This window comes from Kitasatospora sp. NPDC097643, from assembly GCF_040302625.1.
GTDB lineage: Bacteria > Actinomycetota > Actinomycetes > Streptomycetales > Streptomycetaceae > Kitasatospora.
Map to the genome: position 1 here is coordinate 1 of NZ_JBEOSA010000029.1, position 14,225 is coordinate 14,225.

General features: G+C 74.4%; 11 protein-coding genes. 7 read left to right on the plus strand and 4 right to left on the minus strand.

The window, feature by feature from the left end; genetic code table 11:
* Positions 1-104: 104 nt before the first annotated feature.
* Entirely contained in the window at positions 105-620 is a 516-nt protein-coding gene (locus tag ABTY15_RS19690) for a ribonuclease (protein WP_350592757.1), read from the plus strand.
* Between the two features lie 8 nt (positions 621-628).
* On the opposite strand, the gene ABTY15_RS19695 is transcribed toward ABTY15_RS19690, so the two are convergent.
* On the minus strand, positions 629-1,624 hold the full coding sequence (locus tag ABTY15_RS19695) for a putative endonuclease domain-containing protein (RefSeq protein WP_350592764.1): 996 nt from the start codon (positions 1,622-1,624) through the stop codon (positions 629-631).
* A gap of 124 nt (positions 1,625-1,748) precedes the next feature.
* Here ABTY15_RS19695 and ABTY15_RS19700 point away from each other — a divergent pair, with 124 nt between their 5' ends.
* The gene (locus ABTY15_RS19700) at positions 1,749-2,993 is read left to right on the plus strand and encodes an ADP-ribosylglycohydrolase family protein (RefSeq protein WP_350592770.1); all 1,245 of its coding nucleotides are present in this window, start codon (positions 1,749-1,751) and stop codon (positions 2,991-2,993) included.
* A 30-nt stretch (positions 2,994-3,023) separates the two neighbouring features.
* Here the strand turns inward: ABTY15_RS19700 and ABTY15_RS19705 are convergent, their stop codons facing one another.
* Positions 3,024-3,764: a GNAT family N-acetyltransferase gene (locus ABTY15_RS19705; RefSeq protein WP_350592778.1), complete on the minus strand. Its 741-nt coding sequence runs from the start codon at positions 3,762-3,764 to the stop codon at positions 3,024-3,026.
* A 647-nt stretch (positions 3,765-4,411) separates the two neighbouring features.
* On the opposite strand from ABTY15_RS19705, the gene ABTY15_RS19710 reads away from it, so the two are divergent.
* The 5 genes from ABTY15_RS19710 (at position 4,412) to ABTY15_RS19730 (ending at position 11,220) form a co-directional block, all read left to right on the plus strand.
* Positions 4,412-5,356: a PAC2 family protein gene (locus ABTY15_RS19710; protein WP_350592786.1), complete on the plus strand. Its 945-nt coding sequence runs from the start codon at positions 4,412-4,414 to the stop codon at positions 5,354-5,356.
* A 141-nt stretch (positions 5,357-5,497) separates the two neighbouring features.
* A complete protein-coding gene (locus tag ABTY15_RS19715) occupies positions 5,498-6,502 on the plus strand; it encodes an SGNH/GDSL hydrolase family protein (protein ID WP_350592795.1) in 1,005 nt (334 codons plus the stop codon).
* A 96-nt stretch (positions 6,503-6,598) separates the two neighbouring features.
* Positions 6,599-7,909, plus strand: a complete 1,311-nt coding sequence (locus tag ABTY15_RS19720; RefSeq protein ID WP_350592801.1) for a deoxyguanosinetriphosphate triphosphohydrolase — start codon at positions 6,599-6,601, stop codon at positions 7,907-7,909.
* Between the two features lie 62 nt (positions 7,910-7,971).
* Positions 7,972-9,876 carry a DNA primase gene (dnaG, locus tag ABTY15_RS19725; protein ID WP_350592808.1) on the plus strand — a complete coding sequence of 635 codons (1,905 nt, stop codon included), beginning with the start codon at positions 7,972-7,974 and terminating at the stop codon, positions 9,874-9,876.
* A 138-nt stretch (positions 9,877-10,014) separates the two neighbouring features.
* Positions 10,015-11,220, plus strand: a complete 1,206-nt coding sequence (locus tag ABTY15_RS19730) for an RNA polymerase sigma factor (RefSeq protein WP_502893542.1) — start codon at positions 10,015-10,017, stop codon at positions 11,218-11,220.
* 4 nt (positions 11,221-11,224) lie between these two features.
* On the opposite strand, the gene ABTY15_RS19735 is transcribed toward ABTY15_RS19730, so the two are convergent.
* Together ABTY15_RS19735 and gad are read right to left on the minus strand one after the other, a co-directional pair.
* Positions 11,225-12,346 carry a DUF2690 domain-containing protein gene (locus tag ABTY15_RS19735; RefSeq protein ID WP_350592818.1) on the minus strand — a complete coding sequence of 374 codons (1,122 nt, stop codon included), beginning with the start codon at positions 12,344-12,346 and terminating at the stop codon, positions 11,225-11,227.
* A 401-nt stretch (positions 12,347-12,747) separates the two neighbouring features.
* Positions 12,748-14,151 (minus strand): glutamate decarboxylase, encoded by a 1,404-nt coding sequence (gad, locus tag ABTY15_RS19740; protein WP_350592824.1) that lies wholly within the window; start codon positions 14,149-14,151, stop codon positions 12,748-12,750.
* Positions 14,152-14,225: the final 74 nt, after the last annotated feature.

Below are 14,225 nucleotides of genomic sequence, written 5' to 3' on the forward strand. Positions count from 1 at the left end.
GAACGGACAACGGCGTCCGTTCCCGCCCGGCCGTACGTCTTCGTGGCGGCGGTCACGTGCGGCCCTGGCCGGACCCGGCCCGGCGGCCTGCCAAGCTGGGGCGCATGACCAGACGCAAGAGCCCGCTCGTCGTGGCCGTCCTGATCCTGACGGTCGTGGCACTCCTGGCCGGGGTCGGCTACCTCCTCACGAACAACAAGGGGAGCAGCAAGCCCAAGGCCGCCGCGACCGCCACGACCGGCGCGACCGCCACCGCGACCGGCGCGGCCCCCAAACCCTCCGCCCCCCGGTCGACCCCGCCCGCCCCGGCCGGCACCTGGGTGCCCGCCGACCCCGCACTGGCCGACGTCTGCCGCACCAAACTCCCCAGCCAGGCCCAGGACACCCTCGGCCTGATCGCCAAGGGCGGCCCGTACCCGTACAACCGCGACGGCATCGTCTTCGAGAACCGCGAGAGCCGGCTCCCGAAGAAGGCCGACGGCTACTACCACGAGTTCACCGTGGTCACCCCGGGCTCCAACGACCGCGGTACCCGCCGAGTCGTCACCGGCACCGCCGGCGAGCAGTACTGGTCCCCCGACCACTACACCACCTTCCAGGAGATCGACCCGCGCTGCTGACGGCACTCTCACCGGGCCCGGCGCCAGCTGATCCGGGCGTGCGGGCCGTGCGGGCCGGTGGTGAGCAGGCCGGTCAGCTCGTGCAGCACCGGGGCCGGGTCGCGGCGCAGCTGGACCGGGGTGGTGCGGACCACCGGCAGGCCGGCGGCGGTGAGCCGGTTGGCACGGGCCAGGCCGCGTTCGTGGTCGGCCGGGCGCAGGTGCCAGGCGCGGGAGTCGATCTCCAGGGCCACGCAGGCATGCGGCCAGTAGGCGTCCGGGACGGCGAGGAAGCGGCCGTTGAGGAACAGCACCGGGTTCCAGAGCGGTTCGGGCAGGCCCGCGTGCGCCAGCAGTTGGCGGGCCTCGCCCTCGACCACCGAGCGCACCCCGGCGGTCAGGTCCTCGACCACCCGGGCCACCTGCGGCAGCCCGAGCGCGCCCGGCCGGGTCAGCAACTGGTCGAGCAACTCGCCGAGTTCGCAGTGCCGCCGCTGCACCGCCTCCGCGCACAGCGCCCGGAACCGCCGCTGCCCGGTCTCCCGCGGCGCGAGGTCGGCCAGCGCCCGCGCCACGGTGGTGCTCCACAGCCCGTCGTCCCGTTCGAAGCCGGCCGGCATCGGCCCGGCGGCCCGGTGGATCCGGACGAACTCCCGGTCGCCCACCCGGCGTTGGCCCGGGATCAGCACGTCCACCGGGCCGAGGTCGGCCGGGTGGTCGGCGCTCGGCAGCCCGGCGTCGGCCAGCACCGCGATCCCGGTCAGCAGTACCTCGCCACCCTCCGGCGCCCGGCCCTTGGGCCCCGCGTACGCCAGGGCCGCGCGCAGCCGCTGGTGGGCCGTCAGCCGGCCGGACTGCAGGCAGATCACCCGCGGCAGCACCTGTTGCCAGGGCCCGCCGGGCCGCAGCCGGTGCGCGATCGTGCCGGAGGGCACGCCGAGCCGGCGCAGCTGGGCGCGGGTGACGATGTGCTGCTGGTCGGCGCCGAGCAGCCGCAGGGGGTCGAGCGGGTTCGCACGGGTCATGCCCAGGGTGCTTCCCGCCCGGATCGGAGGTATGCGAAACATCCCTCGTCGGGGGAGTCGCCGCAAACATGTTGACGCCGGGCCGCAGGGTCCGCTCAGCTGGAGCCATATGACAACTCCACAGGTGACGACTCCCCAGGCCGGCCCGGCGCTCGACGCGCTCGTCGGCCTCTCCGTCGGCGACGCCCTCGGCGCACAGCTCTTCGTCCCCGAGACCGCCCGTGCCCACCTCGCCGCCCGTACCGCCCCGCCCGGCCCCTGGCCGTGGACGGACGACACCGAGATGGCCTGCTCGGTGTACGCCGCGCACACCGAACGCGGCACGATCGACACCTTCGACCTCACCCACGCCTTCGCCGTGCGCCACGACTTCGACCGCGGCTACGGCCCGGCCGCCAACCGCCTGCTGCGGCTGATCCGCGAGGGCGGCGACGCGCGGCGGCTGGCGGCCGAACTCTTCGACGGCCAGGGCTCCTACGGCAACGGCGCCGCGATGCGGGTGGCCCCGCTGGGCGCGGCGTACGCGGCGGATCCGGCCGCCGTGGTGCGGCCTGCCGCCGACACCGCCGTGGTCACGCACACCCACCCGCAGGCCGTGGACGGCGCGATCGCGGTCGCGGTGGCGGCGGCGTACGCGGTCCGCGCCCGGACCGAGCCGACCACGCCGCGCGGCTTCCTGGCCGCGGTGGCCGCACTCACCCCGCGCGGCGCCGTCCACGCCGGCCTGACCGAGGCGATCGCCCTGCTGGACGAGCCGGACCTGGGCGTCGTCGCCCGGGTGCTCGGCAACGGCAGCCGGACGACGGCCGCCGACACCGTCCCGTACGCGCTCTGGTGCGCCGCCCGCCGGCTCACCGACTACCCGGCCGCGGTCTGGGACGCGGTCGCGCCCGGCGGCGACATGGACACCGTCGCCGCGATCACCGGCGGCGTGGTCGCCGCGCACACCGGTACGGCGGGCATCCCGGCCGACTGGGTGGCCGCCCGCGAACCGCTGCCCGCCTGGGCGTTCCCGGAGCCCGGCGCCGTCGCCGCCGTCCCCGACCCCGCGGAGCCGATGCTGCTGCCGCGCCCGTGCCCGGTGCCGGACCTCGTCTGGACCGACGAGCAGTGGCGGCGGATCAGGGCCGGGCTGCGTCCGGGTGGGATGGACCGGAGATGGATCTCGCACACCGCCGAGGGCGTGCTGCACCTGCGCCGCAGCTGGACCGGCTGCACGATCTGGGAGGTCCGGGTGGTCCGGGTCAGGGGTGGCTGGCGGCCGGTGTCGGCCCTCGTCGAGTGGCACCCCGGCCGCTTCACCGGTGCGGGCGACGGGGAGTCGCTGGCGGCTGTCCTGCGGCTGGCGGCCGAGGGCTACCGGGGGTAGCCGCTCGGCCGCGGGGGTCGTTCGGGCCGGTCAGGCCGTCCAGGCCGTGATCAGGTGCCCGGAGCCAGTGCCGCCGTGTCTAAGGCACTCCTTGTTGATCTCCGGGTCCGGTGCGCTGGGCGAGGTGGCGGCGGCGATCCGCAGCTCGATGATGTCCCGGACGGCCGGCCACTCGGTGTCGAGGATCGAGTAGAACGCGGTGGACCGCACCACCCCGTCCAGCCCGCGCGAGTGGGCCCGGCGGACGCCCTCGGAGGTGGCTCCGAGCCGCTCGATCGCGGCCCGCGAGCGCTGGTTGCGGGCGTCGGCGCGCATCGAGATCCGCTGCACGCCCCAGGTCTCGAAGGCGTGGCGCAGCATCAGCAGCTTCGCCTCGGTGTTGATGCCGGTGCCCTGGGCACGCGGGGAGAGCCAGGAGTTGCCGATCTCGGCGGCGTCCGGGACGGCCGTGGCCGGATCGCCGAACGGCACGCCGGGCACCGGCGGCCACACCATCGGGCCCTGCCAGTAGTCGAGTTCCAGGAAGCGGGTGGAACCCACCACCCGGCCGTCGGCGACGTTCACCGTCGCGAACGGCAGCGAACGGCCCGCGGCCTGGTCGGCGAGGGCGCGCGCGATGTAGTCGCGGGCCGCTTCCAGGCCGTGCGGGACGGGGGTGAAGGCGTAGGTCGTACGGTCCTCGGCGCCGGCCTCGGCGATGGCCTCGGCATGGTGCGCGGCGAGGGGCTCCAGCCGCACGGTGCGGCCGGTGAGGATGACAGGTACGGGCACGGAACCTTCGGTCCTTCATCGGTCGGAGGGTGCCTCCCGGGCCGGGGTGCGGCACGGGCTGCGTCGGACTGTTCGCCCCGGTCCGGAGTCCGCCCACCGGTACCCGTGCACGCCGGAGGTCCGGTCGGGCGGGGCGGGGGCGGCGGCCCGGAACGGGCGGCGCGGTGCCGGAACGGACACGGGTCCACGGACCGGTCCGGCGGGATGAGCGAGGGGACAGTGTGCGTCCGCGAAATGGCCGAGAAGGGAACGAGAGCGCGAAGGGAAGCAGGCGGCCAGGTGAAGGCAAGAAGCGTCGTGGGTGGCTGGCCGAGCACCGGGCCGGGACGTGGTCGACGGCGTTACGGGACGACGTGACGACGACGCGACGATGCGAGGCAGCGAGAGGACGATACCCGCCAGAAGGCGGTGCGTCACTTCGCGGCACGCGAATGGCCGCGCGGCCCGCTCCGGGGCACCCCGGAGCGGGCTTTCGAACACCCGTGACCAGGGGCTTTTCCTTCGGATGCGATCATGGTGCGCGGTGGTGGGTCACGGCCCGCGGGGACGTCGTCCGGCGCGGGCGGGAATTCCGGCGGCGCCCGGCACGCTGGAGAGGACGAGAAGCCGGTACGTCGGGACGAGTAGAGAACGGGGTTGGGTGCGCGGTGCGTGACTTCCAGGCGCTGTACGAGCTGGACGAGCAGGGCGTGGCCGCCGTGGCCGCGGCCAACGTGGAGCTGAGCGACACCGGTGCCGGCCTCGTGCTGCTCCACCACTTCGAGGGCTTCATGGACGCCGGGGAGGCCGGCGGCCAGGTGGTGGCCCACCTGCTGGAGACGGGCTCGCCGCAGGTGGTGGCCCGTTTCGACCACGACCGGCTGGTCGACTACCGGGCGCGCCGCCCGGCGATGGTCTTCGACCGCGACCACTGGACGTCCTACGACCCGCCGGAGATCCTGCTCCAGCTGGTGCGCGACGCCGCTGGCTCGCCGTTCCTGCTGCTCACCGGGCCCGAGCCGGACGTCGAGTGGGAGCGCTTCGGCCGCGCCGTCCGCGAGCTGGTCGAGCGCTTCGAGGTCCGGCTCTCGGTGGACTTCCACGGCATCCCGATGGGCGTGCCGCACACCCGCCCGGTCGGCCTGACCCCGCACGGCAACCGGCTCGACCTGGTGGCGGGTTACCCGCAGTGGTTCGAGCAGGCGCAGGTCCCGGGCAGTGCGCAGGCGCTGTTGGAGTACCGGCTCGCCGAGGCCGGGCACGACGTGCTGGGCTTCGCGGCGCACGTGCCGCACTACGTGGCGCGCTCGGCCTACCCGGCGGCCGCCGTGCTGCTGCTGGAGGCGGTGCAGTCCGCCACCGGCCTGGTGCTGCCCGGCACCCCGCTGCGCGAGGAGGTCGGCCGGGTGTACGCCGACATCGAGGAGCAGCTGGCGCAGGGGGACGGCGAGTTGCGCTCGGCGATCCGCGGCATGGAGGGCCAGTACGACGCCGTCGCGGGCGCGGAGGACCGGCCGAGCCTGCTGGCCGAGCCGGTGGACCTGCCCTCGGCGGACGAGCTGGGGCGGCGCTTCGAGCAGTTCCTGGCCGAGCACGAGCGCGGCACCGAGTAGGCCGCGGCTCCGGCGTAACCGGAGTATCGAATTCCGGGAGTCATCCGGCGGCCGCCGTTCGTTGGGCCCCGCGGTGCCCGGGGGACGGGCCGCCGCCGTACCGAGCTGCCCGCGACTCCACCCCCGGGGGGATCCATGCCGATGTCCACGCGCCCGACCGTCGCCCTGACGGCCGGGCTGGCGGTGCTGCTGCTGGCCGGGTGCAGCGGCGGGGGCGGCTCGGGCGGCCAGGAACGGGGCTTCGCGGGCGCGCTGCCCGCCCAGGGCCAGCCCGGCCGGACCGCGACGCCGACCCCCACGCCCACCCCGACCCCCACGCCCACCGGGCCGTACGTGGCGCTCGGCGACTCGTACACCGCCGGCCTGAAGATCACCCCGCAGGTGGGCGAGCCCCGGGGCTGCGCCCGCTCGGCGGTCAACTACCCCTCCCTGGTGGCGAAGGAGCTCGGGCTGGCCCCCGGGCAGTTCCAGGACGTCAGTTGCAGCGGCGCCCGCACCGGGGACCTCACCCGCGCCCAGCAGACCGACAGCGGCGCCAACCCGCCCCAGCTGGACGCGCTCACCCCGGCCACCAGGCTGGTCACCGTCGGGATCGGCGGCAACGACGCGGGCTTCATGGAGGTCGTCACCGAGTGCGCCAAGGAGAACCTGGTGGACGCGGTGAAGGGCCTGGTCGGCTCCGACCGGGCCGACGCCCCCTGCCGCGAGCACTACGCCGCGGACGGCGGCGGCGACCAGGTGCAGCACAAGGTGGAGGCCGCCGGCGAACGGCTCGGCCAGGCCCTCCAGGAGATCAAGCGCCGCTCCCCGCAGGCCCGGGTCTACGTGGTCGGCTACCCGGCGCTGCTCCCGGCCGACCCGGCGAGCTGTCTGCCGGTGCTGGGCCGCACGGTCGCCGGACCGGACCTCGGCTTCCTGGTGGAGAAGGAGCAGCAGCTCAACGGCATGCTCAGGAAGCGCGCCGAGGGCGCCGGCGCGGTCTTCGTGGACGCCGCCGCACCCTCGGCCGGGCACGACATGTGCGCGGGCGAGGCCGCCCGCTGGGTCGAGCCGCCCTTCCCGGCCCCGGGCCTGGCCGCGATCCACCCCAACGCCAAGGGCCAGCAGGCGGTGGCGGCCGCCGTCCTGAAGGCCGTCAAGGGCTGATCCCCGGCGCGCTGCACAGGGTTCACGCCCCCTTGCGCGCCCCTTCGCGCGCGGCTCACCCCCGGTGTCAGGGGCGCGGCGTACCGTGAGGGGCATATGGATGACACCGCGCACCGCCTCGCCGCCCCGATCCCGTACGACCACACCGCCGAGGCCCGCTGGGTCCCCGAACCGGACAAGCGCCCCGGCCGTACGGCGTTCCAGCGCGACCGCGCCCGGGTCCTGCACTCCGCCGCGCTGCGCCGGCTGGCCGGCACCACCCAGGTGGTCGCCCCGATGCGCAGTGACTTCCCCCGCACCCGGCTCACCCACTCCCTCGAATGCGCGCAAGTCGGGCGGGAGTTGGGTGCCGCGCTGGGCTGTGACCCGGATCTCGTGGAGACCGGCTGCCTGGCCCACGACATCGGCCACCCGCCGTTCGGCCACACCGGCGAGGAGGCCCTGGACCAGGCCGCCGAGGCCTGCGGCGGCTTCGAGGGCAACGCCCAGTCGCTGCGCATCCTCACCCGGCTCGAACCCAAGCGCTTCGCCCCGGAGGGCGAGCAGCCCGCCGCTCGGCTCGCTCCCTGGCCCGGCCGCAGCGTCGGCCTCAACCTGACCCGGGCCGCCCTGGACGCCGCCACCAAGTACCCGTGGACCCGCGGCGCCCACCCCGTCGACCCGGCCTCGCACAAGTACGGCGTCTACGCCGACGACCTGCCGGTCTTCCGCTGGCTGCGGGCCGGCTCCCCGGCCGGCCGCAAGTGCTTCGAGGCCACCGTCATGGACTGGTCCGACGACGTCGCCTACTCCACCCACGACGTGGAGGACGGCCTCCAGGCCGGGCACATCGACCCGGCCGCGCTGCGCGCCCCGAGCGAGCGCGCCGAACTGTTCAAGGTCGCCGAGCGCTACGCCGTCGACGCCGAACCGGAGGAGCTCGCCGCCGCCCTGGACCGGCTGCTCGCCCAGGACTGGTGGCCCCGCGCGTACGACGGCACCGCGCGCGCCCGGGCCGGGCTCAAGGACCTCACCAGCCAGCTGATCGGCCGCTTCTGCCTGGCCGCCGAGCAGGCCACCCGGGCCCGCTACGGCCCCGGCCGGCTCACCCGCTACGCGGCCGAGCTGGTCGTCCCGCGCGAGGTCCGGCTGGAGTGCGCGGTGCTGAAGGCCGTCGCCGTCCGCTTCGTGATGCAGCGCGACGAGCAGGCCCAGCTGCGGGCCCGGCAGCGGATCGTGATCGCCGAGCTGGCGTACGTGCTCGCCCAGCGCGCCCCCGAGGGGCTGGACCCGGTCTTCGCCGCCCTCTACCGCGAGGCCGAGGACGACCGCGCCGCGCTGCGCACGGTGATCGACCAGATCGCCACCCTCACCGACGCCTCCGCGCTCGCCCTGCACGCCAAGCTGGTCGGCGCCGCCTGGGCGTGAGGTGCCGAGGCCGGGCGTGATCTTCCCGGTGGACTTCCGTCTCCTCCCAGTAGACTTCCTGGGTGGCCGGGCGGATCAGGGACGAGGACGTGCAGGCGGTGCGCAGCGCACTGCCGATCGACGCGGTGGTCGGCGACTACGTACAGCTGACCAACGGTGGCGGCGGGGAGTACAAGGGGGTCTGCCCCTTCCACGACGAGAAGTCCGCCTCCTTCTACGTGAACCCCGCCAAGGGCGTCTTCCACTGCTTCGGCTGCCAGGAGAACGGCGACACCATCGCCTTCCTGATGAAGATCGAGCACTTCACCTTCGCCGAGGCCGTCGAGCGGATGGCCGCCCAGGCCGGCATCACCCTGCGCTACGAGGAGGGCGGCTACAGCCCCCGCCACCAGCAGGGCGAGCGGACCCGGCTGGTCGAGGCGCACAAGGTGGCCGCGGCCTACTACCAGGAGCAACTGGCCTCGGCGGAGGCCGAGATCGGCCGCCGCTTCCTGGCCGAGCGCGGCTTCGACGAGGAGGCGGCGCGGACCTTCGGGGTCGGCTACGCCCCGGCCGGCTGGGAGCACCTGGTGCGCTACCTGCGCGGCAAGGGCTTCACCGACAAGGAGATCCTGCTCGGCGGCCTCGCCTCACAGGGCCAGCGCGGCGGCCTGATCGACCGCTTCCGGGGCCGCCTGGTCTGGCCGATCCGGGACATCGCGGGCGAGGTGGTCGGCTTCGGCGCGCGCCGCCTGCGCGAGGACGACAACGGCCCGAAGTACCTCAACACCCCCGAGACGCCGATCTACAAGAAGTCCCACGTGCTGTACGGGATCGACCTGGCGAAGAAGGAGATCGCCAAGTCGGGCCGGGCGGTGGTGGTCGAGGGCTACACCGACGTGATGGCCTGCCACCTGGCGGGGGTCACCTCGGCGGTGGCCACCTGCGGGACGGCGTTCGCCGAGGACCACATCAAGATCATCCGTCGGCTGCTGATGGACACCTCGCAGTACCGCGGGGAGACCGTCTTCACCTTCGACGGCGACGCCGCCGGCCAGAAGGCCGCCCTGCGCGCCTTCGAGGACGACCAGAAGTTCGCCGCCAAGACCTCCATCGCGGTCAGCCCGGGCGGCATGGACCCCTGTGAGCTGCGCCTGGCCCAGGGCGACGAGGCGGTCCGGCAGCTGATCGACCACCCCGTCCCGCTCTTCGAGTTCGCCCTGAACTCGGTGGTCGCCCGGCACCGGGTGGACACCCCCGAGGGGCGGTCGGCGGCCCTGGAGGAGGCGGCGCCGATCGTCGCCAAGATCAAGGACCGCTCGATCCAGCACGAGTACGCCGTCCGGCTGGCCGGCATGCTCGGCATCCTCGACGAGCCCTTCGTCGTCCGCCGGGTCGGCCAGCTGGCCCGCTGGGACCGCGAGCGCCAGCAGAACCCGCGGGCCAACGGCCAGCGGCGCCCCGAGCCGCCCGCGCCGGTCCGCCCGGCCCAGCCCGTCTTCCGGCTCAACCCGCGGGACCCGGCGCAGTTCGTCGAGCGCGAGCTGCTCAAGCTGGCTCTCCAGCACCCGGACCTGGTCAGCCCGGCCTTCGACCACTACGGCGACGACGAGTTCCCCACCCCGCCGTACACCGCCGTCCGGCAGGCCGTGGCCAAGGCCGGCGGCGCCGCGTACGGGGCGACCCTGCCCGACTTCACCAGCGCCGTCCGCGAGGCCGCCCCGGACGACCGGGTGCGCTCGCTGGTGACCGAACTCACCGTCGAGCCGGTCCGCTCGCGCCGCAAGGCGGACGCGGTCTACGCGGGGGAGTTCCTGGTCAAGCTGCGCCTGCTGGCCGTGGACCGCCGGATCGCCGAGGTCCGCGGCTACCTCCAGCGCCTCGGCCCGCGCGCCGAGGCCGAGCAGCTGCACGCCGTGCAGACCGAGCTGTGGCAGCTCCAGCAGTACGGCCAGCAGCTGCGCAGCCGCGGCGCGGCCGCGCTGTAGCACCCGGCCGGCCGCGACCGACCGCGCGCAGAAAGTCGGCGCACGAGTCTCGGCCACGGAGTGTGGCGTACCGCACACTGGAGGACGTCCCACCTCCGTTCAGCGCGGGTCCGCCAGAGTCGCGCCCGCCCCGAGGGGATGCCCGTGGACCAAGGCCTTGCCGCTCCGTCCAACCCGACCGCCGGATCGACCAGCACGACGAGACCCGACCCCGTCGGGGAGCAGGAGACCGACCACGGCCGGGCCGGGGCGGCGCCCCCGGACGGCGCCCGGGTGCCCGCCCAGGGCCTGCCGGAGGGTCACCCGGAGAGCCTCGACCCGGACCCGGAGGAGAACCCGGACCCGGAGGAGACCTCGGACCCCGCGGAGAACCGGGAGGCGGAGGCCGAGGAGGAGCCCGAGGACGGCCGCGCCGAGCGCGCCGAGGGCACCGGCCCGGCCGCCGACCTGCTCCGCCAGTACCTGCGCGAGATCGGCCGGATCCGGCTGCTCAACGCCGCCGAGGAGGTGGAGCTGGCCCGTCAGGTCGAGGCCGGCCTGTTCGCCGAGGAGCGGCTGCACCGCGACCCCCCGCCGCCCGACCCGCTGGCCGGCGAGCTGGACACCCTGGTGGTGCTCGGGCGGATCGCCAAGCGCCGACTGATCGAGGCGAACCTGCGCCTGGTGGTCTCGGTCGCCAAACGCTACGTCGGCCGCGGCCTGACCCTGCTGGACCTCGTCCAGGAGGGCAACCTGGGCCTGATCCGGGCGGTGGAGAAGTTCGACTACGCCCGCGGCTACAAGTTCTCCACCTACGCCACCTGGTGGATCCGGCAGGCGATGAGCCGGGCGCTGGCCGACCAGGCCCGGACCATCCGGGTGCCGGTGCACGTGGTGGAGCTGATCAACCGGGTGGTCCGGGTGCAGCGCGCGTTGCTCCAGGAACGCGGCCTGGAACCGGCGCCGGCCGACATCGCCGCCGCCCTGGAGCTCACCGCGGAGCGGGTGAGCGAGCTGCTCCGGCTCGCCCAGGAGCCGATCTCGCTGCACACCCCGGTCGGTGAGGAGGACGACGTCGCGCTCGGCGACCTGATCGAGGACGCCGACGCCGCCTCACCGGCCGAGTCCGCGACCTTCCTGCTGCTGCGTCAGCACCTGGACGCGGTGCTGGCCACCCTGGGCGAGCGGGAACGCCAGGTCGTCCAGCTGCGCTACGGCCTGGACGACGGCCGTCCGCGCACGCTGGAGGAGATCGGCGCGGTGTTCGGCGTGACGCGGGAGCGGATCCGCCAGATCGAGTCCAAGACCCTGGTCAAGCTCCGCGACCACGCCTACGCCGAACAGCTGCGCGGCTACCTCGACTAGCCTTCTACGGCGTCGCGGACGGCGTCGCCGACGGCGAGCCGGACGACGTGACCGGGACGGTGGCCGAGGGGACGGCCGAGGGGGCGGCCGAGGGGGCGGCCGAGGGCGAGTCGGTGGCCGTCGCGCCGGCGCCCGGCGGCGGCGAGGCGGGCCCGATCGGGATCGGGGTCGAGGCCACCACGCCGGCCAGGTCGGAGACCGACGTGGTGCAGGCGTGCCCGGCCGGCTGGGTGCCGCAGACCTGGAAGCTGACCGCCGGGTCCGCCGCGTTCAGCATCATCGAGTAGTTGTCGTACCCCCAGTGGATCATCGCCGTCTCGGTGTTGCCGGCGCTGTCGGAGATGGTCGCGAAGTCGTTGGGCTGGCCCTCGGTGATCGCCGCCCAGGCGGCCTGGCACTTCTGGCTGTACCGGAGGTACACGACGACCTTGGCGACCACGTCGGTCTGCAGGGTGCGGGCGTCCTTGCCGCAGCCGGTGGCCTTGGGGTCCTTGTGCGCGCAGCCGACGGCCTGGCAGGTGGGGGCCGCCGGGGCGGGCTTGGCGGGCGTGGCGGTCGGCACGGTGGCGGTCGGGACGGGATCGGCGACGGCCGCGGGCTGTGCGTGGTCCCGGGTGGCCCGTACGCCGACCAGCACCAGCAGGGTGGCCAGCACGGCCGCACCGGTCAGCAGCGCCGCCGGGTGCCGCCGCCACCACGGGACGGTCCGCTCCGGCTCCCCGCCGGGCGCCTCGTCAGCTCCGGCCTCGATCGTCTCCTCGACCGCTCCGGCGTCGACCGGCTCCTCGGCCTCGGCCCGGGTGGCGTCCTCGGTCGGGTCGGCCGCCGGGGTCTCGGGGCTCTCGCCGTCCGTCCCGGGCGCCGGCGCGGCCACCGCCTGCTCCCAGAGCGTCCGCAGCGCCGGGCCGTCGCAGTCCACCGCGCCGATCAGCGCGTCCAGCGCCTGCTCGGTGATGACCCGTTTGCCGTTCAGCCAGCGCTCCCAGGAGGCGCGGCTGTAGTGGGTCCGGGTGGCCAGCTCGGACAGCGAGAGTCCGGCGGCGTCCTTGATGGCCCGGAGTTCCTCGGCGAGGCTTCTGGCGGGCTCGGACAGCTCTTCGGGCAGGTTCTTCCAGGCGGAACCCATGGGGCCTTCCAAACATGCGAGACGGAACGGGGGACCGGGGATAGCGGACGGGCGCCAGCCCGGGCCGTTCAGGTGTCTCCGCTTCTCCAACCTCATCTGCTTGCCGTCTCAAACCCCAGGTCATGGCGCTGAGACGGACAGGAGTGTCTCACAACCCCCGGGGACGCTCGAACATTCATGTGCCCGTCGTGCACAGTTCTCTCGCCGGCGTGGTTCGCCACCCGGATGCTTCGTCGGGACACCGTTCGGGCACCGAGCGGTGACCCGGCACCCATGTCCCGACTCCCCCACCGGTCGGGGCAGCCTCGCGGGGGGAGGCTGCCCCGGCTCGCCGGGACACACGGCGGGGAGGGCGCTTCACTGCGCCCTCCCCGCCGTGATCACGTTTCAGGCCCGAAGGATCAGTGGTGGAAGCCCTCCCGGGCCGGCACCCCGAGCTCCTTCAGCGGGGAGGGCTGGCGCCGCAGCTCGGGCAGCAGCCGGCTGAGGTCGCCCAGCAGCAGGTCGGCGAGGTCGCGGGAGAAGCCGTTGCGGCAGACCACCCGGAGCACGGCGAGGTCCGTCCGGTTCTCCGGGAAGGTGTACGCGGGCACCTGCCAGCCGCGCTCGCGCAGCCGTCGCGAGACGTCGAAGACGTCGAACGGCACGTCGTCGGTGGTGGTGACGGCGAAGACCGGCAGCTCGTCACCACGGGTCAGCAGCCGGAAGCCGCCCAGCTTCTCGATCTCCGCGGACAGGTAGGTGGCGACCTCGCGGCAGGCGCCCTGGACGGCCCGGAAGCCGTCCCGGCCGAGCCGCAGGAACACGTAGTACTGCGCGATCACCTCCGCGCCCGGCCGGGAGAAGTTGAGCGCGAAGGTCGGCATGTCGCCGCCGAGGTAGTTGACCCGGAAGACCAGTTCCTCCGGCAGGGCCTCCTTGTCGCGCCAGAGCGCCCAGCCGACGCCGGGGTAGACCAGGCCGAACTTGTGCCCGGAGGTGTTGATCGAGGCGACCCGGGGCAGCCGGAAGTCCCAGACCAGCTCGGGGTCGAGGAAGGGCGCCACCATGCCGCCGGAGGCGCCGTCCACGTGCACCGGGACGTCGAGGCCGGTGCGCTGCTGGAGCTCGTCCAGCGCGGCGCAGATCTCCGCGATCGGCTCGTAGGAGCCGTCGAAGGTGGAGCCGAGCACGCCGACCACGCCGATGGTGTCCTCGTCGCACAGCGCGACCGCCTGCTCGGCGTCGAGGTGGTACCGCTCGCCCTCCATCGGCGCGAGGCGGGCGTCGACCTCCCAGAAGGTGCAGAACTTCTCCCAGCACACCTGGACGTTGACGCCCATCACCAGGTTGGGCCGGGCGCCGGCCGCGTAGCGCTCGGCGTTGCGGCGCATCCAGCGGCGCTTGAGCGCCATGCCGGCCAGCATGCAGGCCTCGCTGGAGCCGGTGGTGGAGCAGCCGACCGCCCCGTCCGGGTCGGGGGCGTGCCAGAGGTCGGCGAGGATCGCCACGCAGCGCCGCTCCAGTTCGGCGGTCTGCGGGTACTCGTCCTTGTCGATCATGTTCTTGTCCAGGCACTCGGTCATCAGCCGGGTGGCCTGCACCTCCATCGAGGTGGTGACGAAGGTCGCCAGGTTGAGCTTGGCGTTGCCGTCCAGCATCAGCTCGTCGTGGATCAGCTGGTACGCCGTGTCGGCCGCGACCGGGCCGTCGGCGAGCCGGTGCAGCGGCGGTGACAGCTCCATCGGGCCCAGCGGGTCGGCCGTGCCGACGAACGGACTGATGCTCAGCCGGCGGTCGTCGCCGGCCCCTTTGTGCAGTGCCATGGCTTCCTGTCGCCTTTCCGCCGGTGGCAGTGTCGCGTCACACGCTGCCACCGGCCGTCCGGTGACGCATCTGC